Annotated in this window: 20 protein-coding genes; 15 read left to right on the forward strand and 5 right to left on the reverse strand. The window is 44.7% G+C overall.

Translation table 11 applies throughout. The features are described 5' to 3' along the window. Positions 1–51 precede the first annotated feature (51 nt). A complete protein-coding gene (locus AAFN83_RS09005) occupies positions 52–2,466 on the forward strand; it encodes an O-antigen ligase family protein (protein WP_347768658.1) in 2,415 nt (804 codons plus the stop codon). A gap of 139 nt (positions 2,467–2,605) precedes the next feature. On the opposite strand, the gene AAFN83_RS09010 is transcribed toward AAFN83_RS09005, so the two are convergent. The 5 genes from AAFN83_RS09010 to AAFN83_RS09030 form a co-directional block, all read right to left on the reverse strand. Then, the gene (locus AAFN83_RS09010; protein ID WP_347768659.1) at positions 2,606–4,168 is read right to left on the reverse strand and encodes an S-layer homology domain-containing protein; all 1,563 of its coding nucleotides are present in this window, start codon (positions 4,166–4,168) and stop codon (positions 2,606–2,608) included. A gap of 402 nt (positions 4,169–4,570) precedes the next feature. Then, positions 4,571–5,125 carry a dTDP-4-dehydrorhamnose 3,5-epimerase gene (rfbC, locus tag AAFN83_RS09015; RefSeq protein ID WP_347768660.1) on the reverse strand — a complete coding sequence of 185 codons (555 nt, stop codon included), beginning with the start codon at positions 5,123–5,125 and terminating at the stop codon, positions 4,571–4,573. 18 nt (positions 5,126–5,143) lie between these two features. Next, entirely contained in the window at positions 5,144–6,022 is an 879-nt protein-coding gene (gene rfbA, locus AAFN83_RS09020) for a glucose-1-phosphate thymidylyltransferase RfbA (RefSeq protein WP_347768661.1), read from the reverse strand. A 175-nt stretch (positions 6,023–6,197) separates the two neighbouring features. Beyond that, a complete protein-coding gene (locus AAFN83_RS09025; protein ID WP_347768662.1) occupies positions 6,198–6,575 on the reverse strand; it encodes a DUF2304 domain-containing protein in 378 nt (125 codons plus the stop codon). Between the two features lie 4 nt (positions 6,576–6,579). Further along, complete coding sequence (locus AAFN83_RS09030) at positions 6,580–7,278, reverse strand: glycosyltransferase family 2 protein (protein ID WP_347768663.1); 699 nt, start codon at positions 7,276–7,278, stop codon at positions 6,580–6,582. Positions 7,279–7,640: 362 nt separating this feature from the next. On the opposite strand from AAFN83_RS09030, the gene AAFN83_RS09035 reads away from it, so the two are divergent. The 14 genes from AAFN83_RS09035 to AAFN83_RS09100 all read left to right on the forward strand — a co-directional run bounded on the left by AAFN83_RS09035 (position 7,641) and on the right by AAFN83_RS09100 (position 23,436). Beyond that, the gene (locus AAFN83_RS09035; protein WP_347768664.1) at positions 7,641–8,567 is read left to right on the forward strand and encodes a glycosyltransferase family 2 protein; all 927 of its coding nucleotides are present in this window, start codon (positions 7,641–7,643) and stop codon (positions 8,565–8,567) included. Between the two features lie 26 nt (positions 8,568–8,593). Beyond that, on the forward strand, positions 8,594–9,628 hold the full coding sequence (rfbB, locus tag AAFN83_RS09040; protein ID WP_347768665.1) for a dTDP-glucose 4,6-dehydratase: 1,035 nt from the start codon (positions 8,594–8,596) through the stop codon (positions 9,626–9,628). A 9-nt stretch (positions 9,629–9,637) separates the two neighbouring features. Beyond that, the gene (locus AAFN83_RS09045) at positions 9,638–10,414 is read left to right on the forward strand and encodes an ABC transporter permease (protein ID WP_347768666.1); all 777 of its coding nucleotides are present in this window, start codon (positions 9,638–9,640) and stop codon (positions 10,412–10,414) included. Positions 10,415–10,446: 32 nt separating this feature from the next. Continuing rightward, the gene (locus AAFN83_RS09050) at positions 10,447–11,190 is read left to right on the forward strand and encodes an ABC transporter ATP-binding protein (protein ID WP_347768667.1); all 744 of its coding nucleotides are present in this window, start codon (positions 10,447–10,449) and stop codon (positions 11,188–11,190) included. Positions 11,191–11,205: 15 nt separating this feature from the next. After that, positions 11,206–11,748 carry a hypothetical protein gene (locus tag AAFN83_RS09055; protein ID WP_347768668.1) on the forward strand — a complete coding sequence of 181 codons (543 nt, stop codon included), beginning with the start codon at positions 11,206–11,208 and terminating at the stop codon, positions 11,746–11,748. A 20-nt stretch (positions 11,749–11,768) separates the two neighbouring features. Continuing rightward, positions 11,769–13,526, forward strand: coding sequence for a glycosyltransferase (locus AAFN83_RS09060; RefSeq protein WP_347768669.1), 1,758 nt, complete (start codon positions 11,769–11,771; stop codon positions 13,524–13,526). Then, complete coding sequence (locus AAFN83_RS09065) at positions 13,519–14,574, forward strand: NAD-dependent epimerase/dehydratase family protein (RefSeq protein ID WP_347768670.1); 1,056 nt, start codon at positions 13,519–13,521, stop codon at positions 14,572–14,574. The genes AAFN83_RS09060 and AAFN83_RS09065 overlap by 8 nt, the downstream gene beginning before the upstream one ends. Before the next feature lie 18 nt (positions 14,575–14,592). Next, on the forward strand, positions 14,593–15,504 hold the full coding sequence (locus AAFN83_RS09070) for a glycosyltransferase family protein (RefSeq protein WP_347768671.1): 912 nt from the start codon (positions 14,593–14,595) through the stop codon (positions 15,502–15,504). Next, entirely contained in the window at positions 15,501–17,255 is a 1,755-nt protein-coding gene (locus AAFN83_RS09075; RefSeq protein WP_347768672.1) for a glycosyltransferase family 2 protein, read from the forward strand. The genes AAFN83_RS09070 and AAFN83_RS09075 overlap by 4 nt, the downstream gene beginning before the upstream one ends. A gap of 22 nt (positions 17,256–17,277) precedes the next feature. Continuing rightward, positions 17,278–18,159: an NAD-dependent epimerase/dehydratase family protein gene (locus AAFN83_RS09080; protein ID WP_347768673.1), complete on the forward strand. Its 882-nt coding sequence runs from the start codon at positions 17,278–17,280 to the stop codon at positions 18,157–18,159. Beyond that, complete coding sequence (locus AAFN83_RS09085) at positions 18,143–19,252, forward strand: acyltransferase family protein (RefSeq protein ID WP_347768674.1); 1,110 nt, start codon at positions 18,143–18,145, stop codon at positions 19,250–19,252. Before AAFN83_RS09080 ends, AAFN83_RS09085 begins: the two co-directional genes overlap by 17 nt. Continuing rightward, a complete protein-coding gene (locus AAFN83_RS09090) occupies positions 19,253–21,076 on the forward strand; it encodes a hypothetical protein (protein ID WP_347768675.1) in 1,824 nt (607 codons plus the stop codon). A gap of 81 nt (positions 21,077–21,157) precedes the next feature. Continuing rightward, entirely contained in the window at positions 21,158–22,030 is an 873-nt protein-coding gene (locus AAFN83_RS09095; protein ID WP_347768676.1) for a glycosyltransferase family 2 protein, read from the forward strand. Next, positions 22,030–23,436 carry an undecaprenyl-phosphate glucose phosphotransferase gene (locus AAFN83_RS09100; RefSeq protein ID WP_347768677.1) on the forward strand — a complete coding sequence of 469 codons (1,407 nt, stop codon included), beginning with the start codon at positions 22,030–22,032 and terminating at the stop codon, positions 23,434–23,436. Before AAFN83_RS09095 ends, AAFN83_RS09100 begins: the two co-directional genes overlap by 1 nt. The last annotated feature ends 120 nt before the right edge of the window (positions 23,437–23,556 follow it).

Here is a 23,556-nt window from a genome sequence, read left to right on the forward strand (position 1 = left end):
ATAACAGGAGGCCCTTACGCAAGGGCACTAAGATGTCGAAGGAGTTCCGCCATGAGCAGCACAAAAAAGAACCGGCCCCAGAACGCGTTGCGGAAGGCCGGGGAGCACATCGAGCACTCGATTCTTTATTGGGCGCTCTTGTTGTTTACAATGGGCTTTCTGTTTATCGCCCCGTTCTCCAAAGGACTGTTTCAGTCCGGCCACAATGAGTTCAACTATTCGATTGGGATAAAATTCCTGGACCCTGCCAATACCGCACTGACCTTTACCTTTATCGCTCTTTTACTCTTGGCTTTCTTCTATTACTTCTTCTTTGAAATTCGGGAGAAATCCGATTACTTGCTTCTTGCCGTCTGGCTGATTCCCCTTTGCTACTTGATCGGACTGTTTCAAGGGGTGTCTTTCTTTACTTCGCTGCAAGGCCTGTATGTGCAGCTTATGCTTGCCGCTTTCTTCTTGTTTGGGGCAGTACTGGTTCGCTCCAAAAGAGGTGCCGATTGGCTTGCCCATGGGACTCTCCTGTCCGCTTATGCGGTCATCATCTTCGGGTTCATGACCTGGCTGGGTAATGTCCCGAACAAGGGCTACGTTATCATAGACGGGACGGGGACCCGTCTTAGCTCCGTGTTTACCTACGCCAATACATACGCAGGCTTCCTGATCGCCTTGCTGCTGGCTGGGCTTTACTTAAGCGCCACCTCGACGAAGCGTTGGGTCGTCTTCCTGCATGCTTTGTTCCTCGTTCCCGCATTGGTTTCTCTTTTGCTGACGTTGTCTCGCGGCGGTTGGGTTCTGCTTCCCGTTCTTTTCCTTGTTCTGCTGCCGTTCGTGAAAGCAACCGTTCAACTGATGATGACGGCGCAATTGTTCGTAGCGGGGATTGTTGCCTTGCTCATTACGTCATCGGTAACCGATAACGGGATTAAGCTGCTGCAAGTTGCTGAACAAGGGCTCATGCTCAAAACATGGTCCATTCTAATCGTAGCATCTGTCGTATGTGCGGGGCTTGCTGTCCTGCTTCGATGGGCTGCGGATCGATGGCCTGCGTTCGGAAAGCTGGACACCCGTTTCCGCTACTCGAATTTATGGTTTCCCGTTGCCGTCATCGTCGCAGGCGGACTGCTGCTCGTGGTTCTCATCGCTACTCCGCTCAGCAACCTTCTTCCGGAATCCTTGCAGCAGCGGCTAGGAAACATCAACTTCAACCAGCACAGCGTACTGGAAAGAGGCTATTTCTATAAAGATTCCTGGGAGATCGCGAAGGACCACCTCTTCTTCGGAACAGGGGGCGGCGGTTGGTCCCATCTGTACCATATGTATCAAAGCTACCCGTATACGAGCCGACAAGCGCATAATTTCTTCTTCCAAGTGTTGATCGACATCGGGCTGTTCGGACTCCTCATCACGTTTCTTTTCATCGCAGCGGTTTTCCTGTTCTACATCCGCCGCCACCGCAACATGATGCAGGCATCGCCCAGCACCTTCGTCTTCTTTATCATCGCATTTGGGCTGCTTGCTCACAGCTTGATCGATTTTGATATGAGTTATGCCTTTATTGGAGTGCTGCTCTATCTGTGCCTTGGCGCAATGTTGGGAACCGCTAGCCAAAAGAAGGTTGAGGAAGCCCCGCGAACCCCCACTTTTATGGAGCGTTATCGGTGGGCATACCCGGCCGTCCTTGGGACCCTATCTCTTGTGATGATCTTCTTGTCATTCAGGGCCAGCCTCGCCAGCAACAAAGGGACAGCGGCTATTGCAAACATGGCAAGCGGTCAGGTAGATTTAGCGCAGACGGTTGGTTTATTGGATGGCGCGATCAAGTATCAAGGATCCAACATTGATTACCAGCTTCTGAAGGTTGATCTCTATAATAATGCCTTCGCCCAAACCAAAGAGGCGAAGTACAAGGATGAGGGAGAAGCCGTACTAAAGCAGTTGGACAAGCGAGAGCCCAATCTTATCGAGCCTTTCGAATACCGGTTCGCCTGGGCGATGCAGGATGGGAAGTCAACGGAAGCCCTGCCGATCGCGGAAGAGATGCTCAGACGAAACCCTTGGAATACGGTTTATTACGAGCGAGTGCTCGGACTCTATCACCAAACTGGCGAGGCTAATTGGGATAAGGCAATGCAAACGTACCAGCAGCTTCAGGAGCGTATAGCTCAAATGAATGAAGTGCCCAAAGCCATCGCCATCGGAATTCCTCTTCAAGTCAGCAAAGGCGTGGCGCTTCCGATTGGACAGATCCATTACGAACGAGGCGATTATGCCGACACCATCCAACTGCTTTATCCTTATCTCAACGACGATTTAAATGATGTTCAAAATCTGCTCATTGCCCGTTACTATGCAGCCGCTCAGGAAAAGCTGGGGATTCCTGACCAAGGTTGGAAGGGTAAGCTGATCGCAAAAGATCCAAACGAAAAGACAGTTTTGGAGCAATTGGTTCAGGGCAGCAGCAAGTAGATAGGAACGAACTTCACCATGAGGGCCTCATCTCCGCAAGGAGTGAGGCCCTTGTGCTTGTTTTTAGAAATAAGAAAGAGGGGATCCCTCCGTCATCTACACGATGACGGGGGATTCCCTCTTATGTGAGAACTAGTGATTAATTCGTGAAACCGGTCGTATCAAGAAGACGTTTGATCAGGGTAACAGCTTCTGCGCGGGTTGCGTTCAGTTGGCCCTTGATCGTGGTAGGCGTAAAGCCTTTGACCAAGCCCAGCTTAATGGCGGAAGCTACTTCGTCCTTCGCCCAAGCGGATACTTTGCTTGCATCCGTATAAGGTTTCAGAGCGGTAGCTTTGTCCGCAGCGGATACCGTCACGTCCTTGCCCGTGTAGGCGAGGGCGCGAAGTACCAGAGCGGCCACTTCTTCCCGGCTGATCTTGTCATTCGGTTTGAAGGTGCCATCTCCATTACCCTTCACAAGGCCGGCTTGAGCAGCCGTGTTGATGACGTCGGCATACCACATCGTGCTGGCTACGTCTTTGAAGCCAGCTGACTTAGCGCCGCTTGTCGTCAAGCCGAGTGCACGAACCACAATCGCCGTAAACTCAGCGCGAGTGATATCGTTTTGCGGCAGGAAGCGGTTGTTATACCCTTCCACGACAAGCTTGTTCGCCAGGTTTTGAATGTCTACCTTAGCCCAGTGGGAACCGATATCCGTAAAGGATTTCTTCGTTTCTACTGCAGCATAGATGGAGTTACCCACGCGCCAAATGGCGACCTCGGACTTATCTCCAACTGCAGCGAAGGAAGAAGGAACGAAGAGGATGGATTTGCCGGCTGCATCATACAGGACGCCGGTAGAGGCGATCGTGTTGATCTTGCCGAAGGCGGTGTCCAGCTTAACCGTACGTTTCACATAGGTTTTGCCGAAATCCACATCCAGAGCCGTCTTGCCCGCAGCTTCGGTTTGAACCTTGAAATCGATGACATTGCTGATCACGGTTGCTTGCTCCGCATATGCCGCTTTCGTCACGTCAGCAAGGGTTGCTTCCGAAACCTTGGCAATGGAAACGCGGATGTAAAGGTCCTTCAGTTCTACGCCAACCTTCTTAGCGAGAGCTTCTGCATCCAGCTTTGTCAACGGAAGCGAGTAAGTTCCGAAGTCATTCTCTACCGTCAGCAGCTTGCCTTTCGACAGGACCCACGCAGGCAGAAGAACGAAATCACCGGTGAATTTCAAACGGGCATTTTCGTTCTTTTCCAAGAGAGCCGCGAGTTGATCGGCATTGGCTTTGCCGTCAGCACCGATGGTTACTTCGCCAGAAGTCGGAGGGAAGTAGATTCCGCCGCCACCGGAATAAATAGCTCGGCTCTGCGTATCGTAAGTGGCTTGGTTAACGCCATAGACATACTTCACTACTGCCGGATTGTAGGTGCTTTCCAGCGCGGTGAAGTTGAAGATGTAACGGTAACCCGTTGTGTACGTGGTGTCGTATGTAGCCTGCACCACTTTCCAATGAGTGTTAGTGGAGTCATAGACAGTTACGTAAACAGTACTTCCAACATAAGTATCTTCGTAAACTGAGCCTGTCAAGTTACCGTTGTAATCGTAGTTGTCGATCTTGATCGAGGCGGCGAACGCAAGTGCTGGGATCATGATCGATAGGATCAGTAAGCTGGCCAAGAGGCCAGAAACCTTCTTTTTCATGGATGATTTCAAGAAACGGGCACTCCTTTCCTTGCGTTTAGATGTGTTTAAGAAGTCTTTACTGGTTGTCATGTGCAATTTCACCTCCTTTCTCGACTCGATAGCCCCTTTTCGAAAGAAAAATGAAGATATTTGCTGCATTTTGGAAAAAGGCTTTAATTATTATAGCAACTTACTGGATCATAATCCAGTTACTATAAACAGAGGGATAATGATACATGAGAAATTGTGGATATGGTGGGTTCACTTAGTAGACGCCAGCAAGATGGGGAAGGTTGCGCTGCGTTCATAATTATTTCATACCCCAAACTCTCCATGTGAAACCAGATGTAGGAAAGAAAAATGCCCAAGCCTATATCTCGCAAAGGAGAGCATCGGCTTGGGCATGTGTAAAAGGCTTCGTGATCTACGAAATCAATAAGGGAAATCAACAGCAGCATCCCTAAGCAAGGGAGCCGCTTCGTCCTTTGCCGAGAGAATGGGGGGAACATGGAGCGGCCACTCTACGGCGATCGTGGGGTCGTTCCAGCGGATGCCTCCGTCACATTCGGGTGCATACAGCTCATCGCATTTGTATTGGACTTCCACATCGTCAGTTAGCGTCATAAATCCATGAGCGAAGCCTTTCGGAATCAACAGCTGCTTTTTGTTCTCGGCAGTGAGCTCGATGCCAAACCAATTCCCATAGGTTGGGCTTCCGCTGCGAATATCAACAGCTACATCGAAGATCGAGCCGCGGGTGCAACGGACGAGCTTGGTTTGAGCTTTTGGGTCTCGTTGAAAGTGCAGCCCGCGAAGGGTTCCTTTTTCAGCTGAATAGGACTGATTGTCCTGCACGAACTTCTGTATGATCCCCAACTCGTGGAACTTGGCCTCATTGTATGACTCCATGAACCAACCACGGTGATCGCCGAATACAGCCGGTTCAATGACAAGGACGCCGGGGAGAGGCGTTCGGATTACGTTCAAGTTATTCACTCATTTCTGTTAGTAGATGACCTTACCTGTAGCAACCTTGATCAAGTATTGACCATAGCCGGTCTTGCCTAGCTTTTGCCCGCATTCGAGCAGATGCTCCTTGGTAATCCAGCCGTTTATGTATGCAATTTCTTCAGGAGCGGAGATTTTGATGCCTTGATGGTCTTCAATCGTTCGGACAAAGTTGGTAGCGTCGACAAGGCTTTCATGAGTGCCTGTGTCCAACCAGGTAAATCCGCGTCCTAAAAGTTCTACGTCAAGCTCGCCCAAATTCAGGTAGGCTTCATTGATGGAGGTGATTTCCAGCTCTCCGCGCGCAGAAGGCTGAACCGCCTTGGCAATGGATACGACGCGATTGTCATAGAAATAGAGTCCCGTAACGGCATAATGCGATTTAGGCTGAGCGGGCTTTTCCTCAATGCTTAAAACTTTTCCTTCTTTGTCGAATTCGACTACACCAAAGCGAGTGGGATCGGGAACATGGTAACCAAATACGGTGGCACCGCTTGATTTGGAGGCGGCCCGTCTCAAGATCTGAGTCATTCCGTTGCCATAGTAGATGTTGTCTCCCAAAACCATTGCTACCGAATCGTTTCCAATGAAGGATTCACCTAATAGAAAGGCCTGGGCTAACCCGTCTGGGCTTGGCTGAACGGTGTATTGAAGAGATAGCCCGAACTCAGAACCGTCACCCAGCAAACTTTGGAATCTTGGCGTATCCTCAGGAGTTGATATAATGAGAATGTCTCGAATTCCAGCCAGCATGAGGGTAGACAAAGGGTAATAAATCATGGGTTTGTCGTAAATGGGCAAAAGTTGCTTGCTTGTGACCATCGTTAGCGGATAGAGACGAGTCCCGCTGCCTCCGGCAAGAATGATACCTTTCATAGTTTTTATCCAACTTTCCTTTGTGTTTTCATTAAGATCGTTTAGTTATTGTTATATAACATTACCAAGAGGAAGTCTATTTGATACGGTGGTTTATACTATCTTGTGTTTTCGTTGTTCAATAAGTACAAAAATAGCCCCTCCTTTGAACATTTTAGGAAAAGGGGCATTCACACTACTGTTGAGAGGTGTCTTGCCGTTCGACAGAAAGAATGTCATCGGGGTTTTTCTTTATCTCTTTCAATAGAGCGACCTCTTGAGTTAGTCTAGTCATTTTAAGGTCTAGCTTCGTAATGACAGTGGTCAAGTGCAGGATGAACACTAGAGCGAAGAGGAACCCGATAAAAAAGAGAAAAGAGGTTCCGTATACGATTCCGAGTGAAGACGAGATTCCGTTCAGCAGCTTGGGAAACAGGCTGAAGATGAGCATGATAAAGCCGAGGATGAACCACAGAAGCGAGTATCGCTCCGATATTTTACGCCGCCGGATCATCTCGATGACCGAGCCGAGGAAGAGCAAGCAGAATACTACCGAGACAACAAAGATATTCATGGCTTTAATTCACGTTCCTTATCCGTGTCATGATAACGGCAAGCGACACTTTGATCATGTAGTACATCGACTTAAAGGGGGTAATGGACGATTTTCCCGCTGCCCGTACATGCATCTGAACGGAGGCTTCCTTGACGGAATACCCCATCCGCTCGAGCAGAACGACCGCTTCCACCTCCGGATAGTCGTCGGGGTAGTAATTGGCAAACACCTCGATCACCTCGCGGTTCACGGCGCGGAAGCCGGAGGTTGGATCGGTAATGCGCTTGCCGACCGTCCACTTGATCATGCGGGAGAAAAAGGTTATCCCGATCCCACGGAACAGACTCGGTGTATAATCAGTCTCCTCGACAAAGCGGGAGCCGACACAGCAGGCCGCTTCTCCTCTTGCCACCACGCCGATGACCTTCTCAAGATCGGCCGGGTCGTGCTGACCGTCTGCGTCGATCTGAATGGCGATATCGTAGCCGTTGCGGAACGCAAACAGATAGCCAGTCTGAACGGCACCGCCGATGCCAAGGTTTACCGGCAGGTCGACCACATGGGCGAGTCCGGTCGCCTTCGCGACCCGGCTTGTATCGTCCTTGGACCCGTCATTCACGACAACAATGTCGACTTCGGGGTGCCACTTCTTGACGGAATGAATGACGGCTTTTATGCTATTTTCTTCATTATAGGCCGGGATGATAACCAGTGATCTCATGCAGTAAAAACTCCTCTACTCGAATCCGAGTGGATTTAGACACTCAACTTTATAGTATACCGTCGAAAATTGAGAAAACAAGGATATGTGTCATTAATTCATTAACCGAGCGAATAAGGTGGAATGTGTAAGAAGGTCCAAATTGTAAGAGGGAGTTTAACAAGTGGGATTTAACGCTTACTGGTGAAACTACATAGTGGTTTGCTAGAATTCTGTTTGACATTTCCAGAGAAGTGATAGTTGTGCTAATATGAATGTCAGTGAAAACGTGAGGGTAAAAGGTGCAGAAAAGAGGTTTGTATAGTGATGGAGCCATGGACTTTCACAGGCACACCTATTGAAGGATTGATGGGCATTAGGCGATGATTACAATCTTGATGGCTACCTTTAACGGCGAGGCTTTTATAAGAAAGCAACTGGATTCCATTCTGCAACAAAATGTACAGGAATGGAATCTAATTATTCAGGATGATTGTTCTACGGATCAAACCGTAGTCATCGCAAGAGAATATGAAGTTTTGTACCCGGATAAAATTAAAGTGATCATTAGAGAAGAGCCATCTGGTTCGGCAAAAAGCAATTTTTATAGCATGCTGAGCCTATTTGATTCGGACTACATGATGACTTGTGATCAAGATGATATTTGGCTCCCGCATAAGATAGAGGCTACGCTCTCAAAAATGAAAGAAGTAGAGGCTCGGGTTGGAGTTAATACGCCAGTATTAGTGCATACGGATTTAAAAGTAGTGGATCAAAATGAAAAAATCTTATCGAATTCCATTTTTAAGAGGCAAAGGCTTTCAGCGACGAAATGCAGTTTAAATCATTTATTGGTCCAAAATATTGTCACAGGCTGTTCCATGATGGTAAACCGAGCGCTTATTCAAAAGGTGAGCCCAGTGCCATCTCATTCGATTATGCACGATTGGTGGTTTGCATTGATCGCTTCTGCGTTTGGCCAAATAGGCTTTGTTGACGAACCGACATTACTTTACCGACAACATGGGTACAATGAAGTGGGATCGAAGGATGCGGGAAGTTTGGCGTATACGTTCCGCAGGCTTTTTGAAGGGGCTGAAATCAAAGATTCGATTTCAAAAACGTTCCAGCAAGCAGAAGAGTTTCAAAGCCGATTTGGGAGTGAATTAAGCGTACAAGCATTAGAGACCCTTACGGCTTACATAACACTAAGGGAACAAAATAAGCTTTTACGCTTAAAAACCATTTGTACTTTTGGATTTTGGAAAACTGGAGTGTTTCGAAAATGTGGTCAATTGTTGCATATGTAGCCACTATTTTTAAATGAGGTGTAAGGATGAAAGTGATTGTTACCGGCGGCGCCGGCTTTATCGGAGGCAATTTTATACACTACATGCTGGAGAACTATAAGGATTACGAGATTTGCTGCTTCGATTTCTTGACCTATGCTGGGAATGTAGAAACCTTGGCACCTATTAAGGACAACAAGAACTTTTCTCTCGTTGTTGGCGATATCGCGGATCGGGATGCCGTTTACTCCTTATTTGAGGAGCAGAAGCCAGATGTTGTGGTCAATTTTGCTGCGGAAAGCCATGTGGACCGATCCATCCTCGACCCGGGTATTTTCCTGCGAACAAATGTTATCGGGACAGGGGTACTGCTTGATGCCTGCCGCAAATACGGAATTGATCGCTTCCATCAGGTGTCGACGGATGAGGTTTACGGAGACCTGCCTATTGATCGGCCGGATCTGTTTTTTACTGAAACGACTCCTCTGCATGCTTCTAGTCCTTACTCTGCTTCGAAAGCCTCAGCCGATCTCCTTGTTCAGGCTTATTATCGGACATACAACCTGCCCGTTACTTTATCTAGGTGTTCAAACAATTATGGTCCCTACCACTTCCCTGAGAAGATGATCCCATTGATGATTCAGCGAGCGAAGAACAATCAATCCTTGCCCGTTTATGGGGATGGGAGTAATGTGAGAGATTGGCTTTATGTAAAGGACCATTGTGAAGCGATCGATCTCATCCTGCACAAGGGGAAGGTTGGCGAGGTTTATAATGTCGGTGGGCATAATGAGCGATCCAATATTGAAGTCGTCAAGCAAATCCTTCGACACCTTGGCAAGGACGAGAGCCTCATCGAATACGTGGCCGATCGTCCGGGACACGATCGCCGTTATGCGATTGATCCAACCAAGATTACGACGGAACTAGGCTGGACTCCAAAAACAGGATTTGATGAAGGGATCGCTCAAACGATAAACTGGTATTTGGATAACGAAGACTGGACGGATCATATCTTGAGTGGCGATTATCAACGGTACTACGAAGAAAACTATAAAAATCGAGCGCAAATCAACAAATGAGGTGCCGTTGTGAATAAATATGTTGCGAACTTCCGAAAATATAAGCCTCTACTAGGAAACCTTATTCTGCGAGACTTGAAGGTAAAGTATAGGAGATCGATTCTTGGGGTATTGTGGAGTGTTTTAAATCCCTTGCTTATGATGCTGGTCATGACGTCGATCTTCTCAACTTTGTTTAAAATCGATATTCCAAATTTCCCTGTTTATTACTTAACAGGTTCTATTCTCTTTTCCTTTTTCTCAGAGGCAACCAGTGCAGCGATGGTGTCGGTTGTCTATTCGGGTCCCCTCATTAAAAAGGTCTACATTCCAAAGTATATTTTTCCGGTAGAGAAAATCTTGTTTTCCTTTGTCAATCTGCTGTTTTCATTGGTTGCCCTCGTCTTCATCATTGTTTTGACCTCTACCAAAGTGACCTGGAGTGTGCTCCTGTTCCCCATTCCCTTATTATATGCCTTATGTTTTTCGTTGGGGTTGGGTTTAATTCTATCTGTTCTAGCTGTGTTTTTTCGCGATATTCTCCACTTATATTCCGTTCTGCTTACCGCCTGGACCTATTTTACGCCTATTTTCTATCCAGAATCGATTATTCCCGAGAAGTTCCGAACGGTCCTGACTTTGAACCCTCTTTATCACTTCATTAATTATTTTCGGGACCTTGTCCTTCATGGAACGATTCCGGGAATTTCCGAAAACCTTCTATGCATGAGCATTTCAGTAATCACGCTCCTGATTGGACTGATTGTCTTTAAGATGAACCAGGACAAGTTTGTTCTTTATGTGTAGTTCATTCAAGTACGTATGGGAGAGTTGGCGTGATGTCTGAATACGCAATTGATGCGAAAAACATTTACATGAGATTCAATCTGTCGAAGGAAAAAGTCGACAACATGAAGGAGTTCTTCATCAAGCTAGTCAAGCGGCAACTGATGTTTGATGAATTTATCGCTCTTTATGATGTATCGCTTTCCGTAAAAAAAGGAGAAGTGCTGGGGATCGTTGGATTAAACGGATCGGGAAAAAGCACTTTTCTTAAAATCGTCTCAGGGATCTATAAACCCTCCCTTGGAACCGTTCAAGTAAATGGAAGCATTGCACCGCTCATTGAACTGGGGACAGGTTTTGATATGGATTTAACGGCCAGAGAAAACATTTTCTTAAATGGAGCCATACTTGGGCATTCAACTAAAGAAATCCGAGAGAAGTTTGACGAGATTGTCAAGTTCTCTGAACTTCATGAGTTTCTTGATGTGCCATTAAAGAATTTCTCATCCGGGATGGTTGCACGATTAGGTTTCGCTATGGCGACGATAACCAAGCCGGATATCCTTATTGTGGATGAAATTCTTTCCGTAGGCGATTTCCTTTTTCAAGAGAAATGTGAGAGAAGGATCAGTGAGATGATGAACAACGGGACGACCGTTATCATCGTGTCGCACTCCATCGATCAAATAGAACGATTGTGTAATCGGGTGCTTTGGCTGGAGAAGGGGAAAACAAGAATGCTAGGAGAGACAGAAGAGGTTTGCAAGGCTTACAAAACCACCACATCCAAATTCTAAAGGAGATGGGGAGTCATGAGTAATGAGCTTCAGCAATGCAGGGAAGAGCTCAGTCGGAAGGAAGCTCAAATCCAAGAATTGCTTCAATGGCAGGCGCACTTGGAGAAAGACATCCATCAATTAAAGGCTGTTCTTGCTGATAAGGAAGAACAGATTACAAAGCTTCTGGATTGGCAGGAACATATGCAAGGAGATGTGGAGCGACTTCAGAAGGCTCAGACGGGTCGTGAAGAAGCAGGGAAAGCTCAACGTGATTACATTCATAAGCTTGAAGAAGATGTATCCGACCTTCAAAAGCGTCTTTTGGAAGTGGAAACAGCGGAAAGTGAGCAGAAAGCGGAATCTCAGTCCATCATCAGGCGTTTAGAGGAAGCAAACCAAGCCTTATCACGAAAAGTTGATCTTGCTCAACTGAATGAGGAAAAGCTTAAGAAGCGAGAAGCCGAACTTGATGAGCTTGAAACGTTCAAAGCAAAGTACGTTTTACTCGTAAATGAGATAAAAAACCAAAAGTTTAATCATTTAATGAAGGTCTTCTTTACAAAGGACTACAACTGAAATTTGGTGAAATGATGAAAATGGATTTGGTTTTTGTCTTATATAACTCTTCGAAGTGGATAGACCGTTGTCTTCAGGCGCTTCTTCAACTGGAAGGTTCCCGTGATGAGCTTTCGCTTATCTTTGTAGACAATGGGTCAACGGACGATTCCGTTGACAGGTTGATGGGCTATAAGGAAAAAGCATTGGGAGCTGGGTTCCGGAATTACCTTGTTCATGAGGGGAAGGAAAATGTAGGGTTTGGCAATGCCAATAATGTAGGGGCACGTTTAGGGCAGTCTCCATACATTTTGTTTCTCAATATGGATACGGAGATTTATCCGGATGCCGTTAACGTTCTGACAAAGGAAATCGGGAGCTCTCCTCCGTCGATTGCAGCGTGGGAGCTCAGACAATTCCCTTACGAGCATCCAAAGGTATATGATCCGCTCACAGGAGAAACCGACTGGACGTCAGGAGCAGCATTCCTTGTTCGACGCGATGTTTTTGAACAAGTTCAAGGATTTGACAAGCATATTTTTATGTATGCTGAAGATGTAGATCTAAGTTGGAGAATTCGACTCCAGGGGTATAAGATCCGGTATGTGCCCAAGGCATGCATCATCCATCATTCCTATGAAGGGACTACTGTCAAGCCGAACCAATACATCAACAGCCTGCTTAACAACCTCTTATTACGATATAAGTTTGGAAATGCCAAACACATTCTGTTTGGAAATTTGAAATATCTCTATGCGATCCGCAGCTGTAAGGATAGTCGAATTCGAAGGAGTTTGATTCTGAATTACCTGAAAGTCTTTTATCGGGTTTGGCCATTTCTTTCTTTTCGGTTGTTCCATTCCAAACGAAATAAAGAATTTCGGCCCGTTTTTCATAATTGGGATTATTCGCTTTCCCGAGAAGGGGCTTTCTATACAGCTTCCCGCGCGATATCCACCTCAACGGTATCAATACTGATTCGAACTTGTAATCGCCCGCATCTTTTGAGGGAAGCCTTAACAAGTGTACGTAATCAAACCTATTCGAATCTAGATGTCGTTGTAATGGAGGATGGGCCGCCAGTATCGTGGGAAATGATCCAAAATGAGTTCCACGACATGTCGATCCAATACTATGCCACGGGGGATAAAGTAGGGCGTTCTCATGCTGCTAATCTGGCCTTGGATAAGGCAAAAGGGAAGTACATTACCTTTCTGGACGATGATGATCTGCTCTATGCGGACCATATCGAGACCTTACTAAACGAAATTGAAGAAGGTCACCATTCGGTTGTTTACACCAACGCATTTGAAGTTCCTACTGCATTTAATGGCGAACAAAAGGTGGAAAAAGGGTATTCAATTATCTACAATCAGCCTTTTAATCGAGTAAAGCTTTTTTATCAAAATTATCTCCCCATCCAAGCCGTTATGGTTCGGAAAGATGAACTTGAGGGCATTCGGTTTGATCCTCATCTAGACGTCCTGGAAGATTGGGATTTCTGGATTCAGGTGGCGCTTCGGGCACCTTTCCACTATGTTAAAAAAACAACTTCTCTTTATCGTGTACCCGCTGATCGAACACTATATCGAAGCAGACAGGTAGGGTTAGAAGCCGCCTTGAAGGCAGTTAGAATAAAACAAGAAGGCTATGTCCTGAGTATTTCTGCAAGGGAGATTAGTGAAAATGTGGAGGAGCTGCTGTCGCTGACGAGATTTGCACGACTTAAGAGGAAGCTTCCCCATTTATATCGAATCTACCATAAAGTAAAAAATGGAGGTCTTTTTCGAAATGGTTAAATCGTGCCTGATCACAGGGGGGGCCGGATTTATTGGCTGTGAAGTGAGTAAGTTGCTGGAAGACGAGTTTGACGAAATTCTTGTCTTGGATAACTTCCACCCACAAGTCCACCCAAATCAAGAACGACCTCTTTTTTTGTCCAAAAAGGCAACAATTATTATCGGAGATGTGTGCAAGGAAGAAGATTGGAATGCCTTCTTTGGGCGCTATCATCCGAATGTTATCTTACATTTGGCAGCAGAAACAGGAACAGGGCAGTCGCTGACCGAGTCTTATCGCCATACAAATGTGAATGTGAGCGGTCTTGCCCAGATGTTGGATGGGATTGTTCGGCACAATCGCTTTCCAGAAAAAATTGTGTTAGCCAGCAGTAGAGCGGTTTACGGAGAAGGTTGTTGGAAAAGAAAAGACGGAACAACGTTCTATCCTTCTGTACGTTCGCGGGCTCAGCTTGATGGAGGAAAGTGGGAGTTTGAAGATTCTGTTTATCTTCCCTCCGTTAGTGAATACACGATCCCTCATCCTGTAAACGTTTATGGTGTAACCAAGCATACGCAAGAGATGCTTCTTGAAACTTGGTGTAGGGCATTCTCTGTTAAATATGGTATAGTCAGGTTGCAAAATGTTTATGGACCTGGCCAATCACTGAAAAATTCCTACACAGGAATCGTTGCTCTTTTTGGCAGAATTGCCAAGTCTGGCGGCAGTATCCCCCTATTTGAGGATGGGCTTATGCTGCGAGATTTTGTTTATATCTCGGATGTGGCTGACGCTATACATAAGGTTATAAAAAGTCCCCATGTACATAATGCAATCTATGATGTGAGTTCAGGGCAGTCGACCACAATTCAGAATATAGCAACGATCATTTCAAACCTATACCAAGCTCCCAAGCCCCATGTCAATGGAAGTTACCGTCTAGGTGATGTACGGCATGCTGCCTGTACAGGGGATGCAATAAAAGTGGAATTGGCGTGGGAACCTCGAATAGGCTTAAATGAAGGGCTAACGCGCTTATGTGGCTGGATCGATAATCAGTTGGGATGACAGGAGGTAACACGAGGAATGAATCATTCCCTTATTTCTTTACAAGTTCAATCGGTTCTGTATCATACAGAACCGGAAAATGTAAAACGATCTCTGCAAAGCATTGCAGAAGCAGCAAATTACGCATTAACCCATAAGACATTTACAAAAGTATCCGTTTGCTACGGTGATTGTTCCTCGATCCCTGTATTCACTGATGTTGAGATTGATGAACTGAGCGAACGATATAGGGGGATTCTTGAACTTCAATACATTTTCTGGGGTGAGAATCACGGAACGGCAAAGGGCCACAATCTGTTGGCGAAACAATGCCATAGTGATTATATCCTTGTGCAAAATCCGGATATCGTAACGGCATACGATGCCATTTGCTTGCTTTTTGAGCCGTTCCGGATGTCAAAATCAGCTGTGGGGATGAGTGAAGCAAGGCAAATGCCCATTGAGCATCCCAAATACTATGACTCGGAAACAGGAGAAACAAGTTGGAGTTCGACAGCTTGCACCATGTTTCCCAAAAAGGTTTTCGACGAAGTTGGGGGATTTGACGAAGGTACGTTTTTTTTATACTGTGACGATGTCGATTTTTCATGGATGGTGCGATTAAAGGGCTACAAAATAATCTATCAACCGGCAGCTGTTGTTTTTCACGATAAATCCTTGTCACAAAGTGCAGAGTGGGAACCCACATCAGCTGAGAAGTATTTCTCGGCGGAAGCAGGCTTGCTGCTTCCTTATAAGTGGTCGCGAAAGGACTTAACCGATAAGATCCTGTCCTTCTTTAAGAAGTCTTCCGAGCCTCATTTCCTAAAAGCAGCAGCAGAGTTTGAAAGACGCAAGGCTGAGGGACGATTGCCAAAACAAGTGGATAAACTTCATAAGGTCTCTGAGTTCATTGACGGAAACTATGGGAAGATGAGGTTTACATTGTGACGAATAAAACAGAATTGGTTATTCAACGTGTTGGTCAGTTATTGGCCGCGAAAGCTACAGGGGAATCGGGTGGGTCCGTACTTGTAGTGGGCTGTCTTGATCCGCATCAGGTTCAATTGTTCGAAAGTCATTTGTCCAGCCCCATTCTTACTCTGATAGTGGCTCGAAATGCAGGAGAGCAAGGAACAGAGGGTGGATTGGAGGCCCAACTCATCGAACGGATGAGGGATCAGGATATCCAAGCCATCGTCATCCACGAGGTTCTAGAACATTGTGATGGCCCGGAGGGATTCCTGCGTTGCATTCGTAAGGTAATGGAAGAGTTCAACCCCAACATTTCCTTGGTGGTTACGGTAAAAAACTATGTTCGATCTGAAGTGGCAACCAATCTGTTGTTTGGCCGCGTTGATCAGGTTCAACTGGATGTTTCTCGAAATGTCTATGACGAAGGAAAGCTCATGGACCTGTTTCAATCATCCGGTTTTGAATTCGCGGAGGCCATGGACCTGCTTGACGACGAGACAGAAGCCAGTAAAACCAGTGTTGCGCGGTTGATCGAGGGAATGTCCTCAGCCAAATCGTGGAACACGTACTGCTTTATTCGAGAACTTCATTATCAACCAAACTTCACCCGTCAGCCTGAAAGCGAAGGACCTTTTCTCACGGTGGTCACTCGTACAATAGGGAACCGACCGCAGGAGCTAAAGGAGGTCTTATTGTGTTTAAGTACACAAACCTCTCAGGACTTCGAAGTCATTATCGTAGGGCATAATGTGAAGCGTACGGATGAGCAGAATGTATTGGATGTTATTGAACATTCCCCCACCTGGATCCGAAATAAGATACGCTATATTCCGATCTTTGGCGGGGGAAGGTCAAGGCCGCTGAATGTAGGGTTTGCAGCAGCAAGAGGTTCCTATGTATCCATTCTGGATGATGACGATATTGTCTTGGCGAATTGGGTCAAAACGTTCCAGGATCTCTCAGAGACGGGCTTTGGGAAAATCCTCAAAAGCGTATCGGTTAGGCAAGAATATGAAAGAATGGAGACTAGCTATAGTTCTCTGACTTCTGCAGCTGTTTCAGGATTTATTAGAGATTATCCTGCTGAAGTAGATTTTTTGCAAATGCTACATCATAATCAATGCCCTGGACTCTGCTTGGCCTTTCCAACGGCTGTTTATCAAAAGCTGGGATACCATTTCGATGAGAGTTTGAATACGACGGAAGATTGGGACTTTATCCTACGGGTCTATTCTATTTGTGGAATCGAGTCAAGTCCGGAGGTAACGAATATCTACCGTTGGTGGAGAAAAGGGAGCAGTTCGGCTACCATTCATCAGCAGAATGAATGGGAGAAAAATTATGACTATGTCTTGTCCAAGATAGATGATGCTCATCTTATTCTTCCCCCTGGGAATATCAAACGGATCGTTTTCTTAATCAATTATTATAATGCCAACAGCAGAGAGGCTTATCGTTCGGAACTTGTGCAAGAGTTTAGCATGGCAACAGAAGAGAAACGTGTGTTGGTGAGGGAAATTCTTAGGTCAAAATCGTGGAGGGTTACAGCCCCAGTACGTGTACTACAAGGATTTCTTGGCAAGAAGACGGTCATTCCCGATTATGAAACAGCATCTGATGAGCAACTGACTATTTTAGTAGAAAATCTACTGAATACTAAGAGTTGGCGTTATACCAGATGGCTAAGGGACTTCAGACGAAGAAGAAACGCAAAAAAAGTTGGTTGAGCAAGGGAGTGAGAAGCGCAGGATGGAGAAAAAGAAGATTGTGATTACGGGAGCGGGTGGTTATATTGGCCGCCATGTGGTGGATAGCTTGCTTGCTAGGGACAACATCCATGTTATAGCGGTTGACACTTCAGAAAAGGGGATTAACTCACAAGCCGAGTTTGTCTCACTGGACATCTTTTCCTCAAATGATCTTTATCAAGAACTGGGGTCCCCAGATGCTTGCTTGCATCTAGCGTGGAGGGATGGTTTTAACCATAACAGCCCTTATCATTTGGAGGCATTCTCAGATCATTTTTCTTTCCTGAAGCAATTGGTGGATGGAGGAATCAAACAGATTGCAGTCATGGGGACCATGCATGAGGTAGGCTACTATGAAGGTGCTGTTAATGAGAACACGCTATGTAATCCAACTTCCTTTTACGGGATATCCAAAAATGCTTTACGACAAGCTATGCAACTATATACGAAGGACAAGAAGATCATTTTTCAGTGGCTCCGTGCATTCTATATATACGGGGATGACTTGAAAAACAATTCTGTCTTTACAAAGCTGATCCAGGCGGAGAAAGAAGGGAAAGAAGTGTTTCCTTTTACGACTGGGAGCAACAAGTATGATTTCATCTCTGTACAAGAATTAGCCGAACAGCTTGGAGCATGCGTTGCTCAGGACCAAGTGGCTGGGATTATCAATTGTTGTTCGGGGGAGGGAGTTTCTCTAAAAGACAAAGTAGAGGCCTTTATCCAAGAACAGCAACTAAAGATTAAATTGAAATACGGTGCATTCCCGGATCGGCCTTATGATTCACCCGGAATATGGGGCGATAGTTCAAAGATTCAACAGGTAATGCTGCATACGCGAAATAACATTGGAGAGGGTATACCAAATGGGAGCATCAAGTAGTATTTTCGAGGAGAAAATTCCAAGTCATCGAGAGAACAATCTAAATCTCTTGCGTTTTCTTGCAGCACTTATGGTTATTATCGGTCATATGTACCATATTCTCGGGCTGCCAGTTCTTACACTGGGTGGGCAAGCAGTTTCCACCATCGGTGTCGAAATCTTTTTCTTAATTAGCGGCTATTTAATAACGGAAAGCTTCATGCGAGATTCAAACATCATTCGATACGGATTGAGAAGATTTTTTAGAATCATCCCAGGGTTAACGGCCCTCATCCTCATCACGGTCTTTGTTATGGGGCCATTGGTTACAACACTGGGTGTTAAAGAGTATTTGTTGAATTCCAACACGCTCTTTTATTTGAGGAACATTATTTTGTTCCCTGTCTATTCTCTTCCAGGGGTTTTTGCAGATAATCTCTATCCTAATGCAGTGAATGGATCCTTATGGACACTTATTGTTGAAGTGCTTATGTACATTCTCCTACCCGTGGTTCTTTTTCTTGGTTCTCTTTTAAAAAGGCGGAAACTGATTATTGTACTGTTTACTTTGGCTCTTGTTGTTACTCGAGTGGTTCTCATGGAGTTCTATCCAACCCTACGCATCATTTTTTATGGGACATCCTTATTTGATGTTTTTACATTAGCTCCTTATTTTTTTGTTGGTGTACTCTTTACCTTCCCTGAAGTTAAAAAAATACTGAACATTCAAATCGCATCTATCCTTTTACTATCACTGTTCGTTATTCAGATTTCTTATGTTAAAACAGAGATGCTCATGTTGTTGGTGCTCTCATACTTTGTTTTTTCGTTCGCGTTTTCACCAAAGCCTGCTTTCAGAAAGTGGTTCTTCAAGAATGACTACTCCTACGGAATGTATTTATATGCTTTTCCTGTTCAACAACTTCTTGCCTCAAACCATGCATCGTTCCAATTTACCTTTAATGTGTACTTGATGTTGACTATAGGAATTACATTTGTCTGTGCCTATTTATCGTGGCATGTTGTGGAGAAACCCGCTCAAGTATTAGGGAAATGGATAAATAAAAGCCAATGGATTCCCAATACAAAATTATTATTTGCCAAAGGTGATTAAATGACTATTTGCCTTTTTCTCTTAACGACTTTTTGTCTATTTATTGGGTTGATTATGGTCTTTTCAAACAAGATTCAAAAAAAGTTAGATATGTTTATCATAATCATGGCGTTGTACCTTTCATACAACTCAATATTGAGTGTAGTGCTCGATATTGTCCATCTACCATTTAACGGAATTAGTGCATCTTTGCTTAATATCCTGTTGTCCTTCATTCTTTTTTTGGTCATAAAGAAAGAGAGAATAGACATTAAAAAAATTAGGCTAAATGTTAGCATTGTGGATGTGTACGCAGTATGCCTTTCATTAGCAGCTCCGGTAGTATTATTTTTGACTATGTATTCTGGCGACTTTAATATTAAGTTCTTGACAACGGATCCTTCCGTTCATTATTTATTTGCAGACTACTTTTCCAAAACAGGAGAGCTTTTACTGACCCATAATGATCTGGCCCCTTACGCACATATGTCAAGTTATCCGTTTTTGACTTATGTTAACATGGGGTTGCTCATGAGCATGGTTCATTCAGGAGCGGCTAAAGTTGGGATTTATCTTGTTGGGAATTTGATTGTTTATTTCCTAATTATCCTCTCTGTTTATACGCTATTTAGATATTATTCGAAGAACACTTCGTTTCTACCGGCTACAATTGTCGTTGCTGCTACTGCTATAGGTTACAATATGAATAGCGTAATCTTTGGTTTTTCCAGCCAAATGACGGGGATTTTTTTGATACTTGTACTGATCCTATTAGTCGAAAGCATAGAAGAAGGTCCACTCAAGATAATAGCTAGTACTGTAGTAATGATTGGGATTTTTTATGCCTATTATTACTTCATTCCCGCAACTGTTATGGCTTTTGTCGGCTTGTCAATCATTCAAAATAAACAGAAAATCAGCTTTATTAAAAAGCTGTTTTCACCTGGGATTATCTGGGTCGTTCTATCAGCAGGCATATTTGGCTCGTTATATCTATTTGTGTTAAACCATACGGTTAAGTCAGGGGATGTAGATTCAATAGCGTACGAAGGGTTTATTTACCGAGATTTCTATTCTGTATTTCTTCCTTATTTGCTCTTTGCGTTTGTAGCGATTTGGATGATGTGGAAGCAAAAAATGGGAAAAGGAATCATAATTTATTCGGGCATGTACCTATTGTTCACAGTCTGCATATTAATATTAGGAATGAATCAAAAGGCCTCCTCCTACTACTTTTTTAAGAACTATTACTTACTAGAGAACCTCATAATCGTTCTCTTTGGTGTTGGACTCGCTTACGTAAAATCTCACTTTAAACCCGTTTATCTCAGTTATTTGGGTTTGCTCGCGTTTCTGTTCGTGAATTCTGCGTTCGTGGATAAATATATCCAGGATAAAAATAATTTGTTTAATCCTGAAATACAAACAAACATTACAAAGATTCATAAGTTTAATTTTCAAATGCAGCAAAAGGGAAATATGAACATAACCTATACTAAGGATCAAAGAGGATTCATGGACTATGTGGTTAGTAACAGATCGATTTTTATCGGGGATAAGGGGTATATCCCAGTCGTTGGGGATTTGCTGCAACAATTATGGTTTTACTCATATACTCAGATCTGGCCCAAATATGGGAATAACAGATTAGCAGCTATGTATGAGGCTAATCTTTTCGACTATGACGGATGGCAGCAAAATGCTGATAAAAACCCGTACTTGATTATTATGGAAAATCCAGATACTCAGAAGTGGATCAAAGATGCAGGATTTGATTCGTCTATCTTTGATGTAGTGTATCAAGTGAAGGGAGCATCCTTATTGAAGCTTAAGGGTGCAAGATAGGCATTGCCAACAGGGGGCATTTTTAATGTTGGTATGGTCTTGTGCTATACTAATCTTACAAGTTTTTTACAGGTGATGAATGTGGATATTAGTATAATCATCGTGAACTATAAAACCCCAAAAATTACCATGGAAGCGATCGATTCCGTATACGATTCAAATACATCCTATCGATTTGAAGTCATTCTCATTGACAATGCATCTAACGATGGAATACTGGAGGAAGTAAAGCGCCGCTATCCTGATGTCCAATGCATTGGAAATGAACAAAATCTTGGCTTTGCCCGAGCTAATAATCAGGGGATTAATCAAGCTGTAGGTCGTTATATCCTCTTGCTAAACTCGGACACGAGGGTTGAATCAAATACGGTAGATGAAATGCTGTCCTTCATGGATAATCATCCTTCCATTGGAGCCAGCGGGTGTAAAGTGATGCTCCCTGATGGGAGCTTGGACAAAGCCTGCAAACGTGGCTTTCCTACCCCTTCGGCTTCCTTTTACTATATGTTTGGATTTCCCAAGCTTTTTCCCAATAGTCCTAGGTTTAATGGTTACCAGCTTGGGCACCTAGACCCGAACGCATCCCAACCAATGGATTGTTTGGTTGGAGCCTTCATGTTGGTGCGGCGTGAAACCCTTACGCAGGTGGGGGGACTCGACGAGGAGTTCTTTATGTACGGAGAGGATATCGATTGGTGCTATCGAATCAAGCAGGCAGGCTGGTCCATCTGGTATCATCCTCTCGTGAAGATCACGCATTACAAAGGGGCAAGCAGTCGTCGCAAGCCCTTCAAGATAGTCTATGAGTTTCATCGTGCGATGATCCTCTTTCACCGAAAGCACTATGCGGCAAATTATTCCTGGCTCACAAACCTGGCTGTCTATGCCGGGGTTGGACTCAAGCTCGGCATTGCACTTGGCCGAAATCAATGGAAGCGAATGGGGGGAGACTGATGATTCGAAGGTATCAGAGCTGGTTGTCGCAGCTTTATGCGCTGTGTGATGTACTGGTTATTCAGGTCTTCTTCATCGCGGCCTGGTGGCTGAAGTTTGAGTCGCCGTGGAAGGAAATGGATGGCTATTTGCCAATGGGCCGCTACTATCAATGGGTGCTGCTATACTCGGGACTCATTCTGCTGACGGGGACCTTTCTACATTTTTATTCTCCAAAAAGGAAAAAGACGTTCGCTTACGAGACATGGAAGACTCTCCAAATTCACTTGATTGGCTTCCTCCTCATGGTAGCATTGATGTTCGTTTACAAAGAGATTGATATTTCGCGGGAATTTCTTGCGATTTTCCTCACCTTGAATATTTTTGGTACTTGTCTCTACCGGTTGTGGGTCAAGTTTTTTTTACGAAGCATGCGACGCAAGGGATACAACAAGCAATTTGTCCTTATTCTCGGGGCGGGTTCGCTCGGCCGGAGGTTTTATAAAAACCTTCAGCAGCAGCCGGAGCTTGGGTTTGAGGTTGTGGGATTTCTGGATGATTTCGTGATGGAGCACGAAGCTCCTTACGGCGATTACAAACCGATTTTAGGGAAGACGACGGAATTGGCCGATATCCTAGAGCGCGTAATTGTGGATGAGGTTGTCATTGCCCTGCCCTTGCATGCCTATACCAAGTATGGGGCGTTGATTAATGCCTGCGAAAAGGCTGGCGTTCGCACGATGATTATTCCCGATTTCTTTACCTATTTGCCTGCTCGTCCAAGCTTTGATAATTTCGCAGGCATTCCACTTATTAATGTGAGAGACATCCCTCTTGATAGCTTGGGCAATCGTTTTCTAAAGCGAGCTTTTGATCTGGTTTTTGCGATCTTTGCGATCACACTAACGGCACCTGTCATGCTAATCATCGCGATCGGAATCAAACTAACTTCTCGGGGTACGATTATTTTTAAGCAAGAGAGGGTGGGCTATAATCGACGTACCTTCTGGATGTATAAATTTCGGTCTATGCGTGTTTCAGATTCTGGAAATGGGAACCAAGAATGGACTGTAAAAAATGATCCGAGAAGGACTCGGTTTGGCTCCTTTCTCCGCCGTACTAGTTTGGATGAGTTACCGCAATTTTTCAATGTACTACTGGGACACATGAGTGTGGTTGGTCCGCGGCCCGAGAGACCCTATTTTGTTGAACAGTTTAAGGAAGAAGTTCCGAAATATATGGTGAAACACCATGTCCGACCAGGTATGACGGGTTGGGCTCAGAGCAATGGGCTCCGAGGAGACACCTCAATTCCTGACCGAATCTCTTATGATATTTATTATATGGAAAACTGGTCCTTTTTCTTCGATCTTCGCATCATTGTACAAACTCTATGGAACGGTTTTGTGAACAAGAATGCGTATTAAAGGTCTTTCTAATGGATAAATTGGACAAACTGTATTCAGAGCCAATATCTATTAGGAGGACTTTTGGTATGGTTGAAAAACATAACGAAGGAAGCGAAGATGCTAAAAAAGGTATTTTTA

This window comes from Gorillibacterium sp. CAU 1737 (assembly GCF_039888655.1).
Taxonomy (GTDB): Bacteria; Bacillota; Bacilli; order Paenibacillales; family NBRC-103111; genus Gorillibacterium.

Coding starts and splice junctions, on each gene's coding strand:
- AAFN83_RS09100 (WP_347768677.1), top strand. CDS start 22,030: ATGATTCGAAGGTATCAGAGCTGGTTGTCGCAGCTTTATGCGCTGTGT.
- AAFN83_RS09030 (WP_347768663.1), bottom strand. CDS start 7,278: ATGAGATCACTGGTTATCATCCCGGCCTATAATGAAGAAAATAGCATA.
- rfbA (WP_347768661.1), bottom strand. CDS start 6,022: ATGAAAGGTATCATTCTTGCCGGAGGCAGCGGGACTCGTCTCTATCCG.
- AAFN83_RS09035 (WP_347768664.1), top strand. CDS start 7,641: ATGATTACAATCTTGATGGCTACCTTTAACGGCGAGGCTTTTATAAGA.
- AAFN83_RS09080 (WP_347768673.1), top strand. CDS start 17,278: ATGGAGAAAAAGAAGATTGTGATTACGGGAGCGGGTGGTTATATTGGC.
- AAFN83_RS09065 (WP_347768670.1), top strand. CDS start 13,519: ATGGTTAAATCGTGCCTGATCACAGGGGGGGCCGGATTTATTGGCTGT.
- AAFN83_RS09050 (WP_347768667.1), top strand. CDS start 10,447: ATGTCTGAATACGCAATTGATGCGAAAAACATTTACATGAGATTCAAT.
- AAFN83_RS09060 (WP_347768669.1), top strand. CDS start 11,769: ATGGATTTGGTTTTTGTCTTATATAACTCTTCGAAGTGGATAGACCGT.
- AAFN83_RS09090 (WP_347768675.1), top strand. CDS start 19,253: ATGACTATTTGCCTTTTTCTCTTAACGACTTTTTGTCTATTTATTGGG.
- AAFN83_RS09085 (WP_347768674.1), top strand. CDS start 18,143: ATGGGAGCATCAAGTAGTATTTTCGAGGAGAAAATTCCAAGTCATCGA.
- AAFN83_RS09005 (WP_347768658.1), top strand. CDS start 52: ATGAGCAGCACAAAAAAGAACCGGCCCCAGAACGCGTTGCGGAAGGCC.
- rfbB (WP_347768665.1), top strand. CDS start 8,594: ATGAAAGTGATTGTTACCGGCGGCGCCGGCTTTATCGGAGGCAATTTT.
- AAFN83_RS09025 (WP_347768662.1), bottom strand. CDS start 6,575: ATGAATATCTTTGTTGTCTCGGTAGTATTCTGCTTGCTCTTCCTCGGC.
- AAFN83_RS09070 (WP_347768671.1), top strand. CDS start 14,593: ATGAATCATTCCCTTATTTCTTTACAAGTTCAATCGGTTCTGTATCAT.
- AAFN83_RS09055 (WP_347768668.1), top strand. CDS start 11,206: ATGAGTAATGAGCTTCAGCAATGCAGGGAAGAGCTCAGTCGGAAGGAA.